At 58.2% G+C, this 19,487-nt stretch carries 19 protein-coding genes; 10 read left to right on the forward strand and 9 right to left on the reverse strand.

What is annotated here, in order from left to right; translation table 11 throughout:
- The first annotated feature begins 62 nt into the window (after positions 1–62).
- From RYB66_RS04630 to RYB66_RS04650, 5 genes are all read left to right on the forward strand, one after another.
- Positions 63–869 carry an alkaline phosphatase family protein gene (locus RYB66_RS04630; RefSeq protein WP_316893912.1) on the forward strand — a complete coding sequence of 269 codons (807 nt, stop codon included), beginning with the start codon at positions 63–65 and terminating at the stop codon, positions 867–869.
- Positions 866–1,708: an ABC transporter permease gene (locus RYB66_RS04635; RefSeq protein WP_005782780.1), complete on the forward strand. Its 843-nt coding sequence runs from the start codon at positions 866–868 to the stop codon at positions 1,706–1,708. Before RYB66_RS04630 ends, RYB66_RS04635 begins: the two co-directional genes overlap by 4 nt.
- Positions 1,695–2,492, forward strand: coding sequence for an ABC transporter permease (locus RYB66_RS04640; RefSeq protein ID WP_002552644.1), 798 nt, complete (start codon positions 1,695–1,697; stop codon positions 2,490–2,492). Before RYB66_RS04635 ends, RYB66_RS04640 begins: the two co-directional genes overlap by 14 nt.
- Before the next feature lies 1 nt (position 2,493).
- On the forward strand, positions 2,494–3,483 hold the full coding sequence (locus RYB66_RS04645; protein ID WP_016980946.1) for an ABC transporter ATP-binding protein: 990 nt from the start codon (positions 2,494–2,496) through the stop codon (positions 3,481–3,483).
- A gap of 94 nt (positions 3,484–3,577) precedes the next feature.
- Positions 3,578–4,231: an HAD family hydrolase gene (locus tag RYB66_RS04650; protein WP_002552642.1), complete on the forward strand. Its 654-nt coding sequence runs from the start codon at positions 3,578–3,580 to the stop codon at positions 4,229–4,231.
- Between the two features lie 19 nt (positions 4,232–4,250).
- Here RYB66_RS04650 and RYB66_RS04655 read toward each other — a convergent pair whose 3' ends face one another.
- The gene (locus RYB66_RS04655) at positions 4,251–5,213 is read right to left on the reverse strand and encodes an NAD(P)H-quinone oxidoreductase (RefSeq protein WP_005732900.1); all 963 of its coding nucleotides are present in this window, start codon (positions 5,211–5,213) and stop codon (positions 4,251–4,253) included.
- A 138-nt stretch (positions 5,214–5,351) separates the two neighbouring features.
- On the opposite strand from RYB66_RS04655, the gene RYB66_RS04660 reads away from it, so the two are divergent.
- Both RYB66_RS04660 and RYB66_RS04665 read left to right on the forward strand, forming a co-directional pair.
- Complete coding sequence (locus RYB66_RS04660; protein ID WP_004657761.1) at positions 5,352–7,433, forward strand: carboxy terminal-processing peptidase; 2,082 nt, start codon at positions 5,352–5,354, stop codon at positions 7,431–7,433.
- 116 nt (positions 7,434–7,549) lie between these two features.
- On the forward strand, positions 7,550–9,322 hold the full coding sequence (locus RYB66_RS04665) for a bifunctional diguanylate cyclase/phosphodiesterase (protein WP_316893916.1): 1,773 nt from the start codon (positions 7,550–7,552) through the stop codon (positions 9,320–9,322).
- A gap of 136 nt (positions 9,323–9,458) precedes the next feature.
- On the opposite strand, the gene RYB66_RS04670 is transcribed toward RYB66_RS04665, so the two are convergent.
- The 5 genes from RYB66_RS04670 to RYB66_RS04690 all read right to left on the reverse strand — a co-directional run bounded on the left by RYB66_RS04670 (position 9,459) and on the right by RYB66_RS04690 (position 13,476).
- Positions 9,459–9,830, reverse strand: a complete 372-nt coding sequence (locus tag RYB66_RS04670; RefSeq protein WP_002552638.1) for a hypothetical protein — start codon at positions 9,828–9,830, stop codon at positions 9,459–9,461.
- Positions 9,827–10,168, reverse strand: coding sequence for a helix-turn-helix domain-containing protein (locus RYB66_RS04675; protein ID WP_004643821.1), 342 nt, complete (start codon positions 10,166–10,168; stop codon positions 9,827–9,829). Before RYB66_RS04675 ends, RYB66_RS04670 begins: the two co-directional genes overlap by 4 nt.
- A gap of 100 nt (positions 10,169–10,268) precedes the next feature.
- Positions 10,269–10,721, reverse strand: coding sequence for a YkvA family protein (locus tag RYB66_RS04680; protein ID WP_002552636.1), 453 nt, complete (start codon positions 10,719–10,721; stop codon positions 10,269–10,271).
- Positions 10,722–11,086: 365 nt separating this feature from the next.
- A complete protein-coding gene (locus RYB66_RS04685; RefSeq protein ID WP_002552635.1) occupies positions 11,087–11,860 on the reverse strand; it encodes an FKBP-type peptidyl-prolyl cis-trans isomerase in 774 nt (257 codons plus the stop codon).
- A gap of 206 nt (positions 11,861–12,066) precedes the next feature.
- Complete coding sequence (locus RYB66_RS04690) at positions 12,067–13,476, reverse strand: DUF4329 domain-containing protein (protein ID WP_316893918.1); 1,410 nt, start codon at positions 13,474–13,476, stop codon at positions 12,067–12,069.
- Between the two features lie 246 nt (positions 13,477–13,722).
- Between RYB66_RS04690 and RYB66_RS04695 the strand changes: the two genes are divergently transcribed.
- Positions 13,723–14,241, forward strand: a complete 519-nt coding sequence (locus RYB66_RS04695) for a hypothetical protein (protein ID WP_005782786.1) — start codon at positions 13,723–13,725, stop codon at positions 14,239–14,241.
- 10 nt (positions 14,242–14,251) lie between these two features.
- On the opposite strand, the gene RYB66_RS04700 is transcribed toward RYB66_RS04695, so the two are convergent.
- Positions 14,252–15,172 (reverse strand): LysR family transcriptional regulator, encoded by a 921-nt coding sequence (locus tag RYB66_RS04700; protein WP_002552632.1) that lies wholly within the window; start codon positions 15,170–15,172, stop codon positions 14,252–14,254.
- 134 nt (positions 15,173–15,306) lie between these two features.
- Between RYB66_RS04700 and RYB66_RS04705 the strand changes: the two genes are divergently transcribed.
- Complete coding sequence (locus RYB66_RS04705; protein WP_057454090.1) at positions 15,307–16,362, forward strand: tartrate dehydrogenase; 1,056 nt, start codon at positions 15,307–15,309, stop codon at positions 16,360–16,362.
- Positions 16,363–16,467: 105 nt separating this feature from the next.
- Complete coding sequence (locus tag RYB66_RS04710; RefSeq protein ID WP_316893919.1) at positions 16,468–17,811, forward strand: dicarboxylate/amino acid:cation symporter; 1,344 nt, start codon at positions 16,468–16,470, stop codon at positions 17,809–17,811.
- 1 nt (position 17,812) lies between these two features.
- Here the strand turns inward: RYB66_RS04710 and RYB66_RS04715 are convergent, their stop codons facing one another.
- Positions 17,813–18,190: a VOC family protein gene (locus tag RYB66_RS04715; protein ID WP_002552629.1), complete on the reverse strand. Its 378-nt coding sequence runs from the start codon at positions 18,188–18,190 to the stop codon at positions 17,813–17,815.
- A gap of 55 nt (positions 18,191–18,245) precedes the next feature.
- Complete coding sequence (locus RYB66_RS04720) at positions 18,246–19,436, reverse strand: CoA transferase (protein WP_316893921.1); 1,191 nt, start codon at positions 19,434–19,436, stop codon at positions 18,246–18,248.
- Positions 19,437–19,487 lie beyond the last annotated feature (51 nt).

Raw genomic sequence — 19,487 nt, forward strand, 5'->3', positions numbered from 1 at the left:
AGGGATGAAGTCGTGTACATCGGGCGAGCCAGACTCGCCCGTTCTTTTAAAGCGAGTCGCCCATGAAACACAACGTCATCCTGATCGTGCTCGATGGCCTCAACTACGACGTGGCCCGCCACGCAATGGGCCATCTTCAAGCCTGGCATGATGCTGGCCGCGCCGCGCTCTACAAGCTGGAATGCGAGCTACCCGCCCTCTCCCGCCCCCTGTACGAATGCATATTGACCGGGGTCGCGCCTATCGACAGCGGCATCGTGCATAACAACGTTTCACGCCTGTCTAACCAGCGCAGCGTCTTTCACTACGCTCGTGACGCCGGCCTGACCACTGCAGCGGCGGCCTATCACTGGTTCAGCGAGCTGTATAACCGCACGCCGTTCGACACGGCACGCGATCGTCATACCGAGGCAACGGAACTACCCATTCAGCACGGGCTGTTCTACTGGGCCGATCACTACCCGGACTCGCACCTGTTCGCCGACGCGGAAAGCCTGCGCCTTAAACATGCACCGAACTTTCTGCTGATTCACCCCATGAACATCGACGACGCCGGGCACAAGCACGGCCTCGACACTGCGCAATACCGCAACACCGCACGCAATGCCGACATCATTCTGGCTGACTACCTGCAACGCTGGCTGGACGCAGGCTATCAAGTGCTGGTGACCGCCGACCACGGCATGAACAACGACCGCTCGCACAACGGCCTGCTGCCGGAAGAACGCGAAGTGCCGCTGTTCGTGCTGGGTGATGCGTTCAGCCTGAATGTCGACGCTGCACCGCGCCAGATTGATCTGTGCGGCACCATCTGCGAGCTGCTCGGCATACATCACGACAAACCGGTCTGCCGGGAGATGCTCAATTGACCCGATTTTCCCGAGGCAAGTGGCTGGGGCTGTTGTGCCTGGTGCCCTTTGCCGTGTTCTTCATTGTGTTTCAGATTGCGCCGCTGCTCTGGGTGGCGATTCACAGCCTGCAAAGCGACGCCGGTTGGGGCTGGGAGAACTTCACCAAAGCGTTCAGCTCGAAGTTCTATCGGCAGGCGATCCAGTACAGCCTGGAGATCAGCTTCTGGTCGAGCCTGTTCGGCATCATAATCTCTGTGCTGGGTGCCTATTCGCTGCGCAAGGTAGACTCGCGGCTGCGCGATTTCGTCAATTCGTTCGCCAACATGACCAGCAACTTTGCCGGCGTTCCATTGGCGTTCGCGTTCATCATTCTGCTGGGTTTCAACGGCGCATTGACCCTGATCCTCAAGCAAACCGGGATCATTGATGACTTCAACCTGTACTCCAAGACCGGGTTGATCATCCTCTACACCTACTTCCAGATCCCGCTTGGCGTGCTGCTGCTCTACCCGGCATTTGACGCGGTGCGCGAGGACTGGAACGAGTCGGCGGCGCTATTGGGTGCCAGCGGTTATCAATTCTGGCGCTATATCGGCCTGCCGGTCCTGACCCCTGCGCTGCTCGGTACGTTCGTGATTCTGCTGGCCAACGCGCTGGGCGCGTATGCCACGGTTTACGCCCTGACCACCGGCAATTTCAACGTGCTGCCGATCCGCATTGCCGCGATGGTGGCAGGCGATATCACTCTGGACCCGAACATGGCCAGCGCTCTGGCGATGATTCTGGTCGGCCTCATGACTCTGGTCACAGTCGTCCATCAGTGGCTGTTGAAGAGGAGCTACCATGTCGCGCGCTGAACGACGGCCTGCGGGCATTTACCACAAAACCGTGGTTTACCTGCTGTTCCTGATCCTGTTATTACCGCTGGCCGGGACCTTTCTGTACTCGATTTCCACCAGTTGGTCGGCGACCATTCTGCCCAGTGGCCTGACCTTCAAGTGGTACGTGGCGCTGTGGAGCGATCCGCGTTTTCTGGCGGCGTTCGGCCAGTCACTACTGGTATGCGTCGGCGCGTTGATACTCTCGGTGGTGCTGATTCTGCCGCTGCTGTTTGTCGTCCATTACTACTTCCCGCGCCTCGACGGGCTGATGAACATCCTGATCCTGCTGCCGTTCGCCGTGCCGCCCGTGGTCTCGTCGGTGGGCTTGCTGCAACTCTATGGCTCAGGCCCCATGGCCATGGTCGGCACGCCGTGGATTCTGATTGGCTGCTATTTCACTGTTGCCCTGCCTTTCATGTATCGCGCCATCACCAATAACCTGCAGGCCATCAACCTGACGGACCTGATGGACGCCGCCCAATTGCTTGGGGCCAGTACCTGGCAAGCAGCGTTCATGGTCGTGCTGCCTAACCTGCGCAAGGGCCTGATGATCGCGCTGCTGCTGTCATTCTCGTTCCTGTTCGGAGAGTTCGTGTTCGCCAACCTGCTGGTCGGCACTCGCTATGAAACCCTGCAGGTCTACCTGAACAACATGCGCAACAGCAGCGGTCACTTCAACAGCGCGCTGGTGATTTCCTATTTCCTCTTCGTGCTGGTGCTGACCTGGGCCGCCAATCGACTGAACAAGGACAAAGACTGAAATGAGTTTTGTCAGCATTGAAAACCTGCAGAAAAGCTATGCCAGCACGTCAGTGTTCAGCGACATCAACTGCAGTATCACGAAAGGCGAGTTTGTCACCTTGCTCGGCCCGTCCGGCTGTGGCAAGTCCACGTTATTGCGCTGCATTGCCGGGCTGACGCCAGTCAATAGCGGGCGCATCCTGCTTGATGGCACTGACCTGGTGCCGCTCACGCCACAAAAACGCAACATCGGCATGGTGTTCCAGAGCTACGCGCTGTTTCCCAACATGACCGTCGAGCAAAACGTCGCGTTTGGCCTGCGGATTCAGAAAGTCAGTGCGGCCGAAAGCGAAAAGCGCATTGCCGATATTCTGCGCATGGTCGAGCTGCACGACTTTGCCACGCGTTATCCGCATCAGTTATCCGGCGGGCAATGCCAGCGCGTGGCTCTGGCGCGCTCGCTGGTCACTCGCCCACGCCTGCTGTTGCTTGATGAGCCGCTGTCGGCACTGGATGCGCGAATTCGCAAAAACCTGCGTGAACAGATCCGCGCCATTCAGCGCGAGCTGGGCCTTACCACGATCTTCGTGACCCACGATCAGGAAGAGGCGCTGACCATGTCCGACCGCATCTTCCTGATGAATGAAGGCCGGATCGTGCAGAGTGGTGACGCAGAAACCCTTTACACCGCTCCGGTTGACGTGTTCGCTGCGGGCTTCATCGGCAACTACAACCTCCTGGAAGCCGAAGACGCCACGCGCCTGATGCAACGCCCGATCACCAGCCGCATTGCGATTCGCCCTGAATCGATCCAATTGAGCCTGACCGGCGAACTGGAAGGCGAAGTACGCAGTCACAGTCTGCTCGGCAACGTCATCCGCTACCGGATACAGGCCCGCGGCGTGGAACTGGTGGTCGACGTACTGAACCGCAGCGCCGACGACCTGCACCCGGATGGAAGGCGTGTAACACTGAACATCGAACCGTCGGCGCTCTGTGCTCTGAACTGATTTTGTTCTGCACGGATAACGCCACACGCTTGCCGATCAAGACGCCAAGCGCGAAGCTGACAGCCGATTCAACAGACTTTTAGGAGAAACGCACATGCCCCTGGCAATTTTCGACCTGGACGAGACCCTGATCGGCGGCGACTGTGCCACGCTCTGGAGCGAGCAGATGGGTCGCCTGGGCTGGGTCGACTCAACCTCGTTCATGCAGCGCAACGACGAACTGATGGCCGCCTACAGCGCAGGCGAGCTGGCAATGGAAGACTACATGGCGTTCAGCCTTGAACCCATGGCTGGCCGTACGCCTGAAGAAATCGATCATCTGGTCGGCCCGTGGGTTGAGGACGTCATCGAGCCGATCATCTACAGCGACGCCTGCAAATGTATTGCCCAGCATCGCGCCAAAGGCGACCGGATTCTGGTGATCTCGGCGTCAGGTGTGCACTTGGTAAAACCCATCGCAGAACGCCTCGGGATCGACGAAGTGCTGGGTATCGAACTGGACGTGCAACATGGCGTGTACAGCGGTGCCACGGTCGGCGTGCTGACCTATCGGGAAGGCAAGATCACGCGCCTGATGGAGTGGCTGGACGCCGAAGGGGAAAACCTTGAGGGGGCGAGCTTCTACTCGGATTCACGCAATGACCTGCCGCTGCTGCTCAAGGTTGACCACCCCAATGTGGTCAACCCCGATGCCGTGTTACTGGAACACGCGCAGAAAGCAGGCTGGCCGGTGCACGACTGGAGCTGAGTCCAGAGGCACCGACGGGTCAGACCAGGCTTTCGTCGATGACCAGCACGATCTTGCCGGATACCGTGTTGGTCGCCAGCTCTTCGAACGCAGCGTCGGCATCCTTGATCGCAAAGGATTTCGCCAGTTGCGGCTTGAGGCGGCCTTCAGTGAACAGCGGCCAGACGTGCTGGCCCAGGTCGCTGAGCAGGTCGGCCTTGAATGTGTCGTCGCGACTGCGCAAGGTCGAACCCATCAACTGGATACGTTTGCCCAGCACGTGCGCCAGATCCACCTGCGCCTCGCGCCCGCTCATGATACCGATCAGCACCCAGCGACCGTCCAGAGCCAGCAGTTTGACGTTGAGTTCGGCGTAGCTTGCGCCCACCGGGTCGAGAATGACGTTGAACGGTGCAAAATCGTTCAGGCCTTCAAGACTTTCGCTACGCACTACGCCCCCCTGTGCTCCCAGTTCGACGCAATAGGCCAGACGCTCGGTCGAACCGACACTGACCCAGACCGGGTTGCCGAACGCTTTGCAAAGCTGAATACCGGCTGAACCAACCCCACTTGCGCCTGCGTGCAACAACACCTTTTCACCCGGCTTGAGGCCTGCCAGCTGAAACAGATTGAGCCACGCGGTGGCATACACCTCAGGGATGGCGGCGGCCTCATGCAGCGACAGCCCTTCCGGGACCGGTAATACGTGTCGCCCGTCGACTACCACTTCTTCAGCCATCGCCCCGCCCGCCAACAGCGCGCAGACGCGGTCTCCGACCACCCAGGACGTCCCCGGACCCACTTCGGCGATCACCCCCGAGCACTCCAGACCGAGCGTTTGAGTGACCCCGGGCGGCGGCGGATACTTGCCCTCGCGCTGTAACAGATCGGCTCGATTCAAACCTGCCGCAGCCACTTTGATACGTACCTGCCCCACATCAAGGGCCGGACTCGGCTCCTCGACCCATTCCACATGTCCTTCAACGCCTTGCAATGCCTTCACGGTGCCTCCATAGTGAGTCCAGACTGAGCCCGTGGCTGTTTTGCCCGGGCTTTTGCATTATGCGGCCGGGTCCGAAGGAACCGGCGACCTCAAAGACGGCCTAATATGCGTTATCAATTGTCCTCGCGTCGAATCAGCATGAAGCAATTATTCCCCAGCACTGCCCTCGCACTGTTTGTCGGCCTTAGCGTTTTGCCGATGTCAGCCAGTACCTTTGCCGCCAACAGCTGGGATAATCTTCAGCCGGACCGCGACGAAGTGATTGCCAGCCTCAACGTGGTTGAGCTGCTCAAACGACATCACTACAGCAAGCCGCCCCTGGACGACAAGCGTTCAGCGATTATTTACCAGAGCTACATCAAGCAACTGGACCCCTCGCGCAGCTATTTCATGGCCAGCGACATTGCCGAATTCGACAAATGGCAGTTCCAGTTCGACGACTTCCTCAAAAGTGGCGACCTGAATCCGGGTTTCACTATCTACAAGCGCTACCTGGACCGCATCAAGGCGCGTCTGGACTTCGCGCTGGCTGAGTTGAGCAAGGGCGTCGACAAGCTTGACTTCAATACCAAGGAAACCCTGCTGGTGGACCGCAAGGACGCCGCATGGCCCAAGGACACTGCCGAGCTCGACGAGCTATGGCGCAAGCGCATAAAAGATGAAGTTCTGCGCCTGAAGATCGCAGGCAAGGATCCGGCGAAGATCCAGGAAACCCTGACCAAGCGTTACAAGAATCAGCAGGCCCGTCTGAACCAGACTCGCGCCGAAGATATCTTCCAGGCCTACATCAACACTTTCGCCATGTCTTATGACCCGCACACCAACTACCTGTCGCCTGACAGCGCGGAAAACTTCGACATCAACATGAGCCTGTCGCTGGAAGGCATCGGCGCTGTGTTGCAGAGCGATAACGACAACGTGAAAATCGTGCGTCTGGTCCCGGCAGGCCCTGCGGCCAAAACCAAGCAGGTCGCGCCAGCCGACAAGATCGTGGCCGTTGCCCAGGGCGACAAGGAAATGGTCGATGTGATCGGCTGGCGTCTTGATGAAGTCGTCAAGCTGATCCGCGGTCCGAAAGGTTCCGTGGTCCGTCTGGAGATCATCCCGGCCAGCAATGCGCCGAATGACCAGACCAGCAAGATTGTCGCCATCACCCGTGAAGCGGTGAAACTTGAAGAGCAGGCGGCCAAGAAGTCGATCCTGCACCTCAAACAGGACGGCAAGGACTACAAACTCGGGGTCATCGACATCCCTGCGTTCTATCTGGACTTCAAGGCCTACCGTGCTGGCGATCCGGAATACAAGAGCACCACCCGTGACGTGAAGAAACTGCTTACCGAGCTGCAGGCCGAGAAGGTCGATGGCGTGGTACTGGATCTGCGTAACAATGGTGGCGGTTCGTTGCAGGAAGCGACCGAGCTGACCAGTCTGTTCATCGACAAGGGCCCGACCGTGCTGGTGCGTAACGCCGACGGCAAGGTCGATGTGCTGGAAGACGAAGCCAAAGGCGCGTTCTACAAAGGCCCTATGGCCTTGTTGGTCAACCGCCTGTCCGCTTCGGCATCTGAGATTTTCGCTGGCGCGATGCAGGATTATCACCGTGCGCTGGTGATCGGTGGCCAGACCTTCGGCAAGGGCACCGTGCAGACCATTCAGCCGCTCAATCATGGCGAACTGAAGCTGACACTGGCCAAGTTCTACCGGGTTTCCGGTCAGAGCACCCAGCATCAGGGTGTAGTGCCGGACATCACTTACCCGTCGCTGATCGATACCAAGGAAATCGGCGAGAGCGCGCTGCCCGAGGCCATGCCGTGGGACAGCATCAAACCGGCGATCAAGCCGGCAATTGACCCGTTCAAGCCGTTCCTGGCGCAGTTGCAGGCACGTCATGAAGCACGTTCGGCGAAAGACGCCGAGTTCGTGTTCATTGAAGACCGTCTGGCGCTGGCCAAGAAGCTGATGAACGAAAAAACGGTCAGCCTCAATGAAGCCGACCGTCGTGCCGAGCATGCGTCCATCGAAAGCAAGCAGCTCGCGCTGGAAAACACCCGCCGCAAGGCCAAGGGTGAAGAGCCGCTCAAAGAGTTGAAGAAGGAAGACGAAGACGCGCTGCCGGTGGAAGACGAGAAAACCAAACCCGAGGACGATGCCTACCTGGCAGAGACCGGGCGTATTCTGATCGACTATCTGGGGCTAAGCGCCGCTGTGGCAAAAAAATAAGACAGACTCATTGATGGCCATTTAGCTTCAACGTCATCAAACAGTCATGAAGCTGTCGTGAAATACGGGGCTGAACGCGCAAGCGCTCAGCCCTTTTTATTCTCTTCGAGACGACCATGACCCTAACCGAGCAGTTGAGCACACTGAGTTCAATTCTGGCTCGTGGTGATTTGCACAGCTTGTTCCAGCCCATCGTGTCGCTATCGGAACGTCGCATTCTGGGTTATGAAGCCTTGACCCGCGGACCGTCCAACAGCGCGTTGCATTCGCCCCTGAACCTGTTTTCCATCGCTCGACAGGCAGGCCGCCTGAGTGAGCTGGAACTGAGTTGCCGTGACAGCGCCTGCCGGCGTTTCAGCCAGCAGAAGTTGCCGGGCAAGCTGTTTCTCAACGTCTCTCCCGAATCGCTGCTCGAAACGTCTCATCCACCGGGCCGCACCCTGGAAATGCTGCGCCGTTATCAAATCGCGCCCAAGGATGTAGTCATCGAACTGACCGAGCAGATGCCCACCGATGATTTCGACCTGCTGTACAACGCGCTGCACCACTACCGCGACATGGGCTTCTCCATCGCGCTGGATGACCTGGGTGCCGGTTATTCGAGCTTGCGACTCTGGTCGGAGCTGCGCCCGGACTACGTGAAAATCGATCGGCACTTCATCGACGGAATTCACCAGGATGCGGTGAAGCGCGAGTTCGTTGGCTCCATGCTGCAGATGGCCAAGGCTTCCAGAGCGACCGTGATTGCTGAAGGCATCGAATTGCCCGAAGAGCTGGCGGCGCTGAAGGACATGGGCGTGGATCTGGTTCAGGGCTATCTGCTTGCCCGTCCGCAAGCGCGCCCGCCACGCGACACCCGCGCCATGCTGCCCAAGGCAGAGACCACCAGCGCGCCGTTGAACGAAGAAGCGGCAGACCTTTCTGCCCTGCTCAACCCGCAACCATCAGTCAGCCAGTCCACGCCCACAGCTGAGGTGCTGGAAGCGTTTCGCAGGCAGGCCAATCTCAATTCGCTGGCCGTGCTGGACGACGAGGCCAGGCCCTGCGGCATCGTCCATAGGCATTCATTGTCCGAGGCACTGCTCAAGCCCTTTGGTACCGAACTGTTTGCCCGCAAGCCAATCAGCCGCCTGATGAGTGATGACTTTCTGGCCGTGGAAGTCAGCCAGACACTGCAACAGGTCAGCCGACTGTTGACCAGCCGAGCCCGGCAGCGCATCGAAGAGGATTTCATCATCATCTCCAACGGTACCTATCTGGGCCTGGGACGGGTCATCAATGTTCTGAAGCTGATTACCGAGATGAAAATCCAGCAGGCACGTTACGCTAACCCGCTGACCCTGCTGCCCGGCAATGTTCCGATCCAGCAATGCCTGATGCGTCTGCTGCAACAGGGCCGCGAATCGGTGATCTGCTATGTGGACATTGACAGCTTCAAGCCTTTCAACGACATCTACGGCTACGCCCGTGGCGATGAAGTGCTGCTGTGTCTCGCGCAGTGTCTGAACGACCGTATCGACCCAAGCAGAGACTTTGTCGGACACATCGGCGGGGATGATTTTCTGATGGTGCTGGGCATTGAGGATTGGGAGCGCCGCCTGAAAACCCTGCTGGATGATTTCCAGAATCAATGCCGACGTTTCTACCGCGCGGAGCATCTGGAAGCCGGTTGCTTCGTCGCCCTCAACCGACTGGGGCAGCGTCAGGAATTCCCGTTGTTATCGCTGTCGATTGGCGTAGTGCATCTGCACGAAGAAAGCTGCACGCTGGTCGATGCCAGCCAGCTGGCCGACCTGGCCTCACAAGCCAAACATTTCGCCAAGGACGTTGCTGGCGCGAGCATTCATGTGATCGATTCGACGCGGCTGGATTTATTGGTACAAGCGTGAGGGTAAATGAGCTGAACGTGCGACTTCGCGAGCAAGCTCGCTCCCTCAGGTTCGCTGTTGTGGGAGTGAACGGGCGGCGATCCGCATTACTCACGAAGGGGTCGATACAGCCACTGAAGATTCGGGGGCCGAATCGCTACTGCACCTCCACTTCCGGGTAGCTGTATTCAAACACCCGAACCACTTCGGCGGCGTGCCACGAGGCGGCGGCGACGCCATCTGACGGGCCAGAGAAGCGTCCGAGGCGCTCTGCGCATTCAAAAAAACCTGGGCGCGGCAAGCGGCTTGCGCCCTGGCTGATCACCAGCGAGCTGCGCAAAGGCTGTTCCGCGCGGGCGTCCATGGCGGCCAGATGCTCCAGGGCTGCGGTCAGGGTCTGCATGGCCGGACTGGGCAATTGCAAACGCTCGACCAACGCGCGATAGGTCAGCAGATGACGCTGGCGGCGCGCCTGATCGAGCTCATTGAGAAGGCCGTCCCAATGCTGACGGCTGATGCGCACGCTCACGACTCGCCTCGCCAGCCCGGCACTCCAAGCTCCCATGCCAGGCTGCGCTTTATTGCAGCATCCGGCTGACGGGTACCATTCTCGATCAACTCCAGATAAGACGGACTGATGCCGACCGTACGCGCCAGGCTGGCCACTTCAAGACCTTTGGCCTCGCGCAGTGCCCGCAACTCATCGAACCCTGGAAGCTCACCGGCAGCGATGCCGGAAGTCGATGCAACAGGTTCCTGGCGCGGCTTGCCGACCAACCCGGCAGCCTTCAGCAGTGCCTGGTACTGAGCCCAGGGCAGCACTGCATATTCCGGCTCACCGTCACGGGATATCACTTGAAGATCCATAGAGTCACCTTGTACTACACGACCGCACACTGATCAGGCTTGATTCATAGGCTGGCATCTTAACAGCGGAACGCTATGGCTTGTGTTCAATCAGTGAGACTTACACCTTACCCCGCTCTTTCTCCAGCAGCGCCTGAGTCTTGGGCAGCTGCTCGACCACGATGAGTTTCTCGGGCGGTTGCTGCTCGCGCCACGCACGAAAAGCATCCAGTTCGTCGCTCAAGTGCTTGGTGACCCAAGCCAGCACTGCGATGTCATCGAACATCCCCAGGCCTGGAATCCAGTCAGGAATAGCGTCCAGCGGGCTGAGGAAATACATCAGGCCCGCGACAATGGACAAAATGGCTTTAGGACTGATGCTTCGGTACTCACCACGCCAGTAAGCCAGACACAAGGCCTGGAGCAAACGCAGATCGTCCTTGAGCTTGCCCAGACGATTACCTTCACTGTTGCCCTTGCGTGCGACAGCAAACAACAACCCTGGCAGTCGCCCCGCTGCCAGCAGACGCCGGGCTCCGGGCAGATAACGAATAAAATTCCACGGTGCTTTCATACCCACTCCCGTTCAGCAAAATGTCTTTCGATAAAAGCAGATCCGGCGAACCTGCCTGGCCGGTACCGCAAGGTTATCCACAATAATTGTGGATAACCTTGTGAACAGTGGCTTTTTTCATGCCTGAACTCCCCGTTATCGGGGGACCATAGTCAAATCGGGCGTTTTTTACTCACAAAAAAGCTACAAAGGTGTGAAACCGCCCCCTCGCTCAAGCGAGTGCCGTTACCTTGCCGGACTGTCGGACAATGCTACTGCGCGCTTCCATGATAGTGGGACTGCCCGAATGGCCAAGCGTTCGGGAAATAAGCCGGACACAAAAACGCCCTGTCGAGACAGGGCGTTTTCTGTAGCCAGGTAGTACGTTACTTCTTGGCCGGAGCCGAAGCGGCAGGAGCTGCCTCTTCTTCTTCGTCTGCATCAGCACCAGCTGTCGGAGCAGCTGCCGGGTCTTTGATGCCAAGCAACTCAAGGTCAAAGACCAGTACCGAATTTGCCGGGATCGCAGGGCTCGGGCTCTGCGCGCCGTACGCCAGATCACTAGGGATGAAGAGTTTGATCTTCTCGCCTACGTGCATCAGTTGCAGACCTTCGACCCAACCCGGGATAACGCCGCCTACAGGCAGGTCAATCGGGCTGCCGCGTTCAACGGAACTGTCGAAGACCTTGCCGTCAATCAGTTTGCCTTCGTAGTGAACAGTCACAACATCGGTAGGCTTAGGCTGAGCGCCATCCGCTTTCTTGATGATTTGATACTGCAAGCCGGAAGCAGTGGTGACCACGCCATCCTTTTTGCCGTTCTCTTCGAGGAATTTCTTGCCAGCGGCCGAAGCCTCTTCGCTCATCTTGGCCAGACGCTCCTCGGAGCGCTTCTGCAGGGCCGAGAAGGCTTCAACCAGCTCTTCGTCTTTGAGTTTCTGATCTTTCTTGCCGACTGCGTCTTCGATACCCAGGGCCACAGCCTTGGAATCCAGATCATCCATACCTTCCTGAGCCAGGCTTTTGCCCATGTTCAGACCGATGCCATAAGACGCTTTTTGTGCCGGAGTTTTCAGCTCTACGGTGCTGGCTTGCTTGTCACAACCTGCGAGTACCAGACCGACCAGGGCAATCGCCGCTGCCAACCGATGCTGTTTCATGCTAATTCCTTGTTCATGCGCCAAAAGGGCAAACGAGTAAAGCCGCGAGCTTATCAGGCCGCCGCGATCAATGGCTACCGGCATGAGAGGGAGAAAACGCCGATAAGTTCAGGTATCCAAAGGTTTTCCCGGCGCGGCACTGGATTGTTCAGTTGCAGTTCAGTTTGTGATTCGCACGGGAAACGCGCAGGTTTGCAGCGAAGGGCTCATGACACGGGGCTGACCACCCCGGCATGAGGCCAGCGCTTACTGGTCTGCAGCACGCGCAGGTGCCCGGCTCGTGCCACTGCGCGAACAAAGTCCTGCACATTGATCGTACCTGCGGCGAGTTGCGCCTGGATGGACTCAGCCCCCGAGTACACGCGCGATACGCTTCGTAAAAGCCGAAGCTCCTCGTCGGACCGGCTGGGTGTGTACGCGAGCAGCGCACCATCGGCTGCCGAGAAATAAACTGCCGACATCTCGAAGCCGTAACGAATTGGCGAGCCTTTGGGTCGCTGTGCAGGCTTGTACCGATAACTGAACATGCGATGCAGATCGTCCGGGTCGAAGAAATCACTCACTACTTCACGCCCGCCCTCAGCTACGAGGTTGGCAGATGAAAAATACATGCCGTCAACACGATAGCCATCAGGTAATGCAGGCCGGTAGTAAGCATCGGGGTGAAACGCCGAACAGGGTGCGTAGACCGGAGCACCCTCTTCAAGGATCGGCTCGGCGATCAGATAAGCGCGCGTTACCGGGTTGAACAGTAGGAAACCGATGATCTGCGAATGAATGCGAGTACCGATCCGGCCGTGCGCGTAACGTGCAGCTTCATCAGCACGGGTGAACGGCACGCTGAAGCTCAGAGGCCTGGGTGGCCATTGCACGGCGCAGCTTGCAGGCGATGTCACAGGAGGCGTGCGAGTGGTGGCATCGTCCGGATAAGGGCGCCAGTCTGTAGACACTTTCCCGACCCGCCCCCACAGACGACTGGGCACTATCACTTCCAGATCCCCGGCACCTGCGAGCAACCGGACCACATCACTGGGCAGCATGGTGAGGTTCTGCAGCGCCTTGTGGATCTGACTGAGTTCACTCAGGTGCGGCATGCCTGGCGGTCCGGCTACGCGCGCGAACAGCGTGTCTTCGGCGGCAGAACGGGACAGCGTGTATTTGATCAAGGAGCCGTCAGGTCCGGAAAGATAAGTCGCCGGACAAACCTCCTGGTCATCGATCGCTGCATAGATGTCGCCCGCTGAAAAACTGTTCGGGTAAGTAACCTTTTCACGCTCCGGCCATTCTTCAAGCCCGGCCTGAAGTGACGGGTGAGAATGGTAAATCGCATAGTCGTCATACCCTTGCGGGTAGAGCACATACCCCTCCTCATCGTTGCGCGGAAAGACTTCGTTGGGGTCAAAGCTGAACCGGCTGCCGTTCATGGGTTCGGTCGCAACGTACTTGCCATCCTTGCGAACCAGAATAAAGCCGCCGTATTCACGGTCACGCCGATTGCCGATCCGCTCATGGGCATAGCGCGCCGCATCATCAGGATGATCGAAAGGCACGCTAAACGCTGGCATGCCGGGATGATGGTCAACGGACCGTTTTTCAATTCTTTTTCTGGGGTGCATCCGAGGCTCCTTGAAAGCCTGACTGATTGAGTCATTAGCGTAAGGAAACTCAGGGTGGCGGGTGACATAGATGAATATGACAACAGGTAGACGCCGCGGCACCCGGCAACATGAAACTAAAGATAATTTTTAACCGTTAACGGATGTGGTTCGATCCGCTGCGTGGGCGAATCTGCCCAGCCCCTGTTTCGATCACTACGACTGGCGATCAGGGCTTATGCAGTTTGTCGTGCTCAGGAACGTGTTATGCAATCGAACAATCGTTTTCGCCCGATGCGCTCGAGAGTTTGCCAGTTGGCAGGCCTTGCAGCCATCACCGCAGCAGTCATGTTGCCGGTCAGCTCAGCCTACGCGACCAAGAAGCCACCTATTGTTGTAACCGAGGGCATCAAGGCATACAGGCTGTGCACAGGCCCCGACAATCTGTCACACGTCATCGAAGGCTCGATTGATCAAAAGGCAATGACCGATGTGAACGCCCTGCACTTCAAGGAAACCCCGGCGCACTCGCAATATGACTGGCACGCCGCACCGGAAGAGCAATACGTGATCACCCTTTCAGGCACGCTCGAATTTTCCACTACGGGTGGAGAGAATTTCGTACTGCGCCCAGGGGAAATATTACTGGCACAGGACACCACCGGCCCTGGCCATCGCTGGAAACTGATCGACGACCAGCCGTGGCGACGTGCTTACGTCATTACCAAACCAGGCGACAAGGCTGCATTCGTACCAAAGGACGGAGCTGCTTCGAAGGGCTGCTGACGTCCAGAGCTCAATGCGGGTCTTGCAGCGGGACAACCTGATCCAGACTGGCAAAACGCTCCACCAGAAAATCGATCAGACAACGCACCCTGGCGGACAAATGCAACTGCTGCGGATAGACCGCGTAGACGTCCGCCCGAGTGGGTGTCTGGTCTTCAAGCACCAGACGCAGACGGCCACTGCGCACGTACCGGGCAATGTCCCATTCAGCCCGCAGCAAAATGCCGAACCCTTCCAGCGCCCAGTTCAGCGCGACCTCACCGTCATTGCAGCCCAATGCGCCATGTACCTTGACGTTCTGCGTACGCCCCCCGTTGCTGAAGCTCCATACCCCGTAGGGTGTTTCGTTCTGACGCAGAAAAATACAATTGTGATGCTGCAGTTCCGCCAGACGTGTCGGCGTACCGTGCTTTTCCAGGTACAGCGGTGATGCGCAGAGCAGACGTCGATTGGATGCGATCTTGCGCGCATGAAAGGCCGCGTCCGGAAGGCTGCCGAAACGAATGCCCAGATCAAAACCATGGGTGGCCAAATCCAGTGGGTGGTCACTGATTTCCAGCTGGATCTGAACCTCGGGGTAACGGGCAAAAAAAGCCGCCAGTGCCGGGCCTATATGGCGGCGACCGAAACCCAGTGAAGCGTTGACCCTGATGAGCCCTTTGGGGCTGGCAGAACTGCTGGTGATCAACTGCTCGACTTCATCGATCTGGGTCAGAATCCGCGCCGCATGGCTGAAATACAACTCGCCCTCGGCAGTCAGACTCATGGACCGCGTGGTGCGATTCACCAGGCGTGTGCCGAGCCGCGCTTCCAGAAGGCTCAAGCGTTTGCTGATGGCAGGCGGCGTCACGCCCAGTTCGCGGGCTGTCGCGGCAAGACTGCCCTGCTGAGCCAACAGATGGAAAAACGACAGGTCCTGTGTCTGATTCATTGGTAACTCAAAGTTAATTATGTAGTGATTTCGAGTAACTCATACGTTCCGGCTCACTACATATACTCCGTCCACACCCTGTCGAACAGAGCGTTCGCAGGCACAACAAAAAGCACCGGACAGTGGAGTGGACCATGAGCAGTTACAACATTGCAGCAGTACCCGGCGACGGCATTGGCGTGGAAGTGATCGCCGCAGGTGTTGAAGTCCTACAGGCGCTGTCGAAAAAATCCGGCTTCGACCTGACCTTCAAACACTTTGACTGGAATTCGGATAACTACCTGAAGAACGGCCACTACATTCCTGGAGGCGGTCTGGCCGAACTCAAGACATTCGATGCGATTTTCTTCGGCGCAGTGGGTGCCTTGAATGTACCCGACCATATTTCCCTGTGGGGTTTGCGCCTGCCGATCTGCCAGGGCTTTGACCAATACGCCAACGTACGTCCAGCGCGCGTTCTGCCGGGCGTAAAGAGCCCGCTGCACAACGGCCACGAGATCGACTGGGTCGTCGTTCGCGAAAACTCCGAGGGCGAGTACTCCGGCAATGGCGGGCGCGTGCATCGTGGTTTGCCAGAGGAAGTCGCAACCGAGGTTTCGGTGTTCACACGGGCCGGTGTAGAGCGCATTCATCGCTTCGCTTTCGAACTGGCGCGCACTCGCCCGCGCAAGCACCTGACCATGGTCACCAAGTCCAACGCGCAACGCCATGGCATGGTGTTGTGGGACGAGATTTTCTACGAAGTGGCCAAGGACTTCCCGGACGTCAGGATCGACAAGGAGCTGGTGGATGCCGTGACCACGCGCATGGTGCTCAAGCCATCGTCGCTGGATGTCATCGTCGCCACCAACCTGCACGCCGACATCCTTTCCGATCTGGCTGCCGCCCTGTCCGGCAGCCTGGGCATCGCCCCTACCGCCAACCTCAACCCAGGCCGCAACTTCCCGTCGATGTTCGAACCGATTCATGGCTCGGCCTTCGATATCACCGGCAAAGGCGTCGCCAACCCGATTGCAACGTTCTGGACCGCTGCGATGATGCTTGAGCATCTGGGTGAATCGGCAGCGGCCAAGACCCTGATGTCGGCCATCGAGGCGGTCACCGAAAGCGGTCTGCATACCCCGGACCTCGGCGGCACGGCCACCACCAGGCAGGTCACCGACGCGGTACTGCAACTGATCAACCGCTGAGGCGCGTTCGCCAGATCATCGTCGTATCGCGGTACAACGCCACGGAGACCGGCCTGCCGAGTCTCCGGGCATTTCCTGACAACAATAAAAACTCAGGACCCGGTCATGAAAAGCATTCTAGGCAAACTGTACGTACAGGTTTTACTCGCGGTCATTCTAGGCGCCATCGTTGGCGTTGTGGCACCGGAGACCGGCGCAGCGCTCAAACCCATCGGCGATGCATTCATCAAGCTGATCAAGATGCTGCTCGCACCAGTGATTTTCCTGACAGTGGTGTCCGGCATCGCGCGCATGGAAAACATGAAGGAGCTGGGCCGCGTCGGGTTTCGGGCACTGATCTATTTTGAAGTGGTGTCGACCCTGGCGCTGGTCATTGGTCTGGTCGTGGTGGATGTATTCAAACCCGGTGCCGGGATGAACATTGATGTGGCAACGCTGGACTCTTCCAGCCTGAGCACCTACACCAGCGCGGCGAAGCATTCGTCGTTCATGGACTTTTTGATGGGCATCATTCCCGACACCATCATCGATGCATTCGCCAAGGGCAATATTCTGCAAATCCTGCTGTTCTCGATCCTGCTCGGGATCGCTCTGGCTCAGGTAGGTCCGCGTGCCAAACCTTTTGTCGATGCGCTGGACAGCCTGATGCAGGGCATGTTCAGAATCGTCAATATGGTCATGCGCCTGGCACCGCTCGGCGCATTCGGCGCAATTGCCTTCACCATCGGCAAATATGGTTTCGGTTCGCTGTTTTCCCTGGGCAAACTGATGGCCTGCGTCTACCTGACCTGCGCAGTGTTCGTGATCTTCGTGCTCGGGCCGATATGCCGCTACAGCGGTTTCAGCCTCTGGAAATTCCTGCGTTTCATCAAGGAAGAACTGTTCACGGTGCTGGGCACCAGTTCATCTGAATCGGTGCTGCCACAGATGATCTCGAAAATGGAGAAAGCCGGCGTGTCAAAACCGGTCGCAGGAATGATCATTCCATCCGGCCTGACCTTCAATCCGGACGGCCAGGCGATCTACTATACGATTGCTGCGATCTTCATCGCCCAGGCGACCAACACGCCACTGACCCTGACCGACCAGTTGATCGTACTGGTGGTGCTGATGTTCACCTCCAAGGGTTCGGCGGGTGTCACGGGCTCAGGCTTCATCATTCTCGCCGCGACCCTCGCGTCACTTGGCACCATCCCTGTCGCGGGCATGGTGCTGTTACTGGGCGTGGACCGTTTCATGTCCGAAGCGCGGGCGATCACCAATACCATCGGCAACGGCGTCGGCACCATGGCCATCGCCAAATGGGTCGGCGCACTGGACAGCGAGAAGATGCACCGGGCGCTGAATGGCGAGGACAAGCCGAAACAACCCGAGCCTTTGCCCCTGCCGAAAACCGGTCAGGCCAGACCTGCCGCGATCACGGAAGGGATCAGTCCGTCGCCTACCTGAATCAGGCCAATTCGGAAATTTCGATCAGGTTCAGATCAGGATCGCGCACATACACAGAACGAATCGGCCCGGTGGCGCCGGTACGCTCCACCGGACCTTCAACGATAGGCCAGTCCTGCTCCTGCAGGTGTGCGATGACTTGAGCCAGCGGGATGCTGGCAATGAAACACAAGTCCAGCGCACCTGGCACAGGTAGATGGGCCTTGGGCTCGAACTCTTTACCACGCTCATGGACATTGATTTTCTGATTGCCGAAGCGAAACGCCAGTCGACCCTGGCGAAAGCGTTCAGGGGCCATACCCATGACACGTACGTAAAAATCCTTGCAGGCGTCAACATCAGCAGTGGTCAATACAAGATGGTCCAGATGATCAATCACGGGATCAGCTCCGTTTGGAATAGAGTTCTGTTTACGGCAAAGGCCGCATTTCGGATCAGATGATGACAAGCCGACGCCATTCGGCGCGAGTGGCTGCGTCTATACCATGTGCTTCGAGAACGGCGTCGGTGTGCTGACCCAGGGTCGGCGCGGGCGTTCTTACCTGGCCCGGCGTGCCTTGAAGTTTAGGCACAATCCCCGGGAGGGTAACGGGCGTGCCGTCATCCAGCGCGCTCTGCAACAACATGTCACGCGCCTGATAATGCGGGTCGCCGGCGATATCGGCAGCGTCGTAGATCTTGCCTGCCGGGATACGCGCCTCGTTGAGTGCAGCAAGAACTTCGTCCATCGAGCGCTCGGCGGTCCAGGTCGAAATGGCAGCATCAATGCGTGCCACATGCCTGACCCGCCCGTCGTTGTGCTCAAGCTCGGGGTCATTGGCCAGATCCATTCGACCGATTTTTTCCATCAACCGGCGGTAGATACTGTCGCCATTACCTGCGATCAGCGCGTACTTGCCATCATTGCAGCGGTAGGCGTTGGTCGGTGCAATGCCTGGCATGCTGCTGCCTGCTGGCTCACGGACAGTATTGAATACCGAATACTCGGGAATCAGGCTTTCCATCACGTTGAACACTGACTCGTACAACGCGACATCTATCTTCTGCCCATCACCGCCATTCTGCTCGCGGTGACGAAGCGCCAGCAGAATGCCGATCACGCTGTGCAACGCTGCAAGTGAATCGCCGATCGACACACCGACACGCACCGGCGTACGCCCTGGCTCGCCCGACAAATGACGCAAACCGCCCATCGCCTCGCCTATTACGCCAAAACCCGGCCTGTCACGGTACGGGCCGGTCTGCCCATAGCCGGAGACGCGCAGCATGATCAGTTTCGGATTGAGGGCATGTAGCTCTTCCCAACTGAGCCCCCAACCCTCAAGCGTACCGGGGCGGAAATTCTCCACCAGCACATCGGCATCACGGATCAGCTGGCGGGCTATCTCCTGCGCCTTTGGTTGACGCAGGTCGAGGGTCACCGACTGCTTGTTGCGCGACTGCACCGCCCACCATACGGAGGTGCCGTTGTGCAGCAAACGCCATTTGCGCAAAGGATCACCGGTCAGCGGCGGCTCGACCTTGATGACCTCGGCACCGAACTCGGCAAGGATCTTCGCCGCAAAAGGCCCGGCAATAAGCTGGCCCAGCTCCACCACCTTGATGCCCTGAAGAGGTAAATTCATGACACGTCCGTTCTTGTTGGGAATGGATAGATGATCTGCGCAAATGCGGTG

Source organism: Pseudomonas syringae group sp. 243L2 (assembly GCF_032587875.1).
GTDB classification, from domain to species: domain Bacteria; phylum Pseudomonadota; class Gammaproteobacteria; order Pseudomonadales; family Pseudomonadaceae; genus Aquipseudomonas; species Aquipseudomonas amygdali.

Coding starts and splice junctions, on each gene's coding strand:
- RYB66_RS04630 (WP_316893912.1), top strand. CDS start 63: ATGAAACACAACGTCATCCTGATCGTGCTCGATGGCCTCAACTACGAC.
- RYB66_RS04640 (WP_002552644.1), top strand. CDS start 1,695: ATGTCGCGCGCTGAACGACGGCCTGCGGGCATTTACCACAAAACCGTG.
- RYB66_RS04645 (WP_016980946.1), top strand. CDS start 2,494: ATGAGTTTTGTCAGCATTGAAAACCTGCAGAAAAGCTATGCCAGCACG.
- RYB66_RS04650 (WP_002552642.1), top strand. CDS start 3,578: ATGCCCCTGGCAATTTTCGACCTGGACGAGACCCTGATCGGCGGCGAC.
- RYB66_RS04660 (WP_004657761.1), top strand. CDS start 5,352: ATGAAGCAATTATTCCCCAGCACTGCCCTCGCACTGTTTGTCGGCCTT.
- RYB66_RS04665 (WP_316893916.1), top strand. CDS start 7,550: ATGACCCTAACCGAGCAGTTGAGCACACTGAGTTCAATTCTGGCTCGT.
- RYB66_RS04675 (WP_004643821.1), bottom strand. CDS start 10,168: ATGGATCTTCAAGTGATATCCCGTGACGGTGAGCCGGAATATGCAGTG.
- RYB66_RS04680 (WP_002552636.1), bottom strand. CDS start 10,721: ATGAAAGCACCGTGGAATTTTATTCGTTATCTGCCCGGAGCCCGGCGT.
- RYB66_RS04685 (WP_002552635.1), bottom strand. CDS start 11,860: ATGAAACAGCATCGGTTGGCAGCGGCGATTGCCCTGGTCGGTCTGGTA.
- RYB66_RS04690 (WP_316893918.1), bottom strand. CDS start 13,476: ATGCACCCCAGAAAAAGAATTGAAAAACGGTCCGTTGACCATCATCCC.
- RYB66_RS04695 (WP_005782786.1), top strand. CDS start 13,723: ATGCAATCGAACAATCGTTTTCGCCCGATGCGCTCGAGAGTTTGCCAG.
- RYB66_RS04700 (WP_002552632.1), bottom strand. CDS start 15,172: ATGAATCAGACACAGGACCTGTCGTTTTTCCATCTGTTGGCTCAGCAG.
- RYB66_RS04705 (WP_057454090.1), top strand. CDS start 15,307: ATGAGCAGTTACAACATTGCAGCAGTACCCGGCGACGGCATTGGCGTG.
- RYB66_RS04710 (WP_316893919.1), top strand. CDS start 16,468: ATGAAAAGCATTCTAGGCAAACTGTACGTACAGGTTTTACTCGCGGTC.
- RYB66_RS04720 (WP_316893921.1), bottom strand. CDS start 19,436: ATGAATTTACCTCTTCAGGGCATCAAGGTGGTGGAGCTGGGCCAGCTT.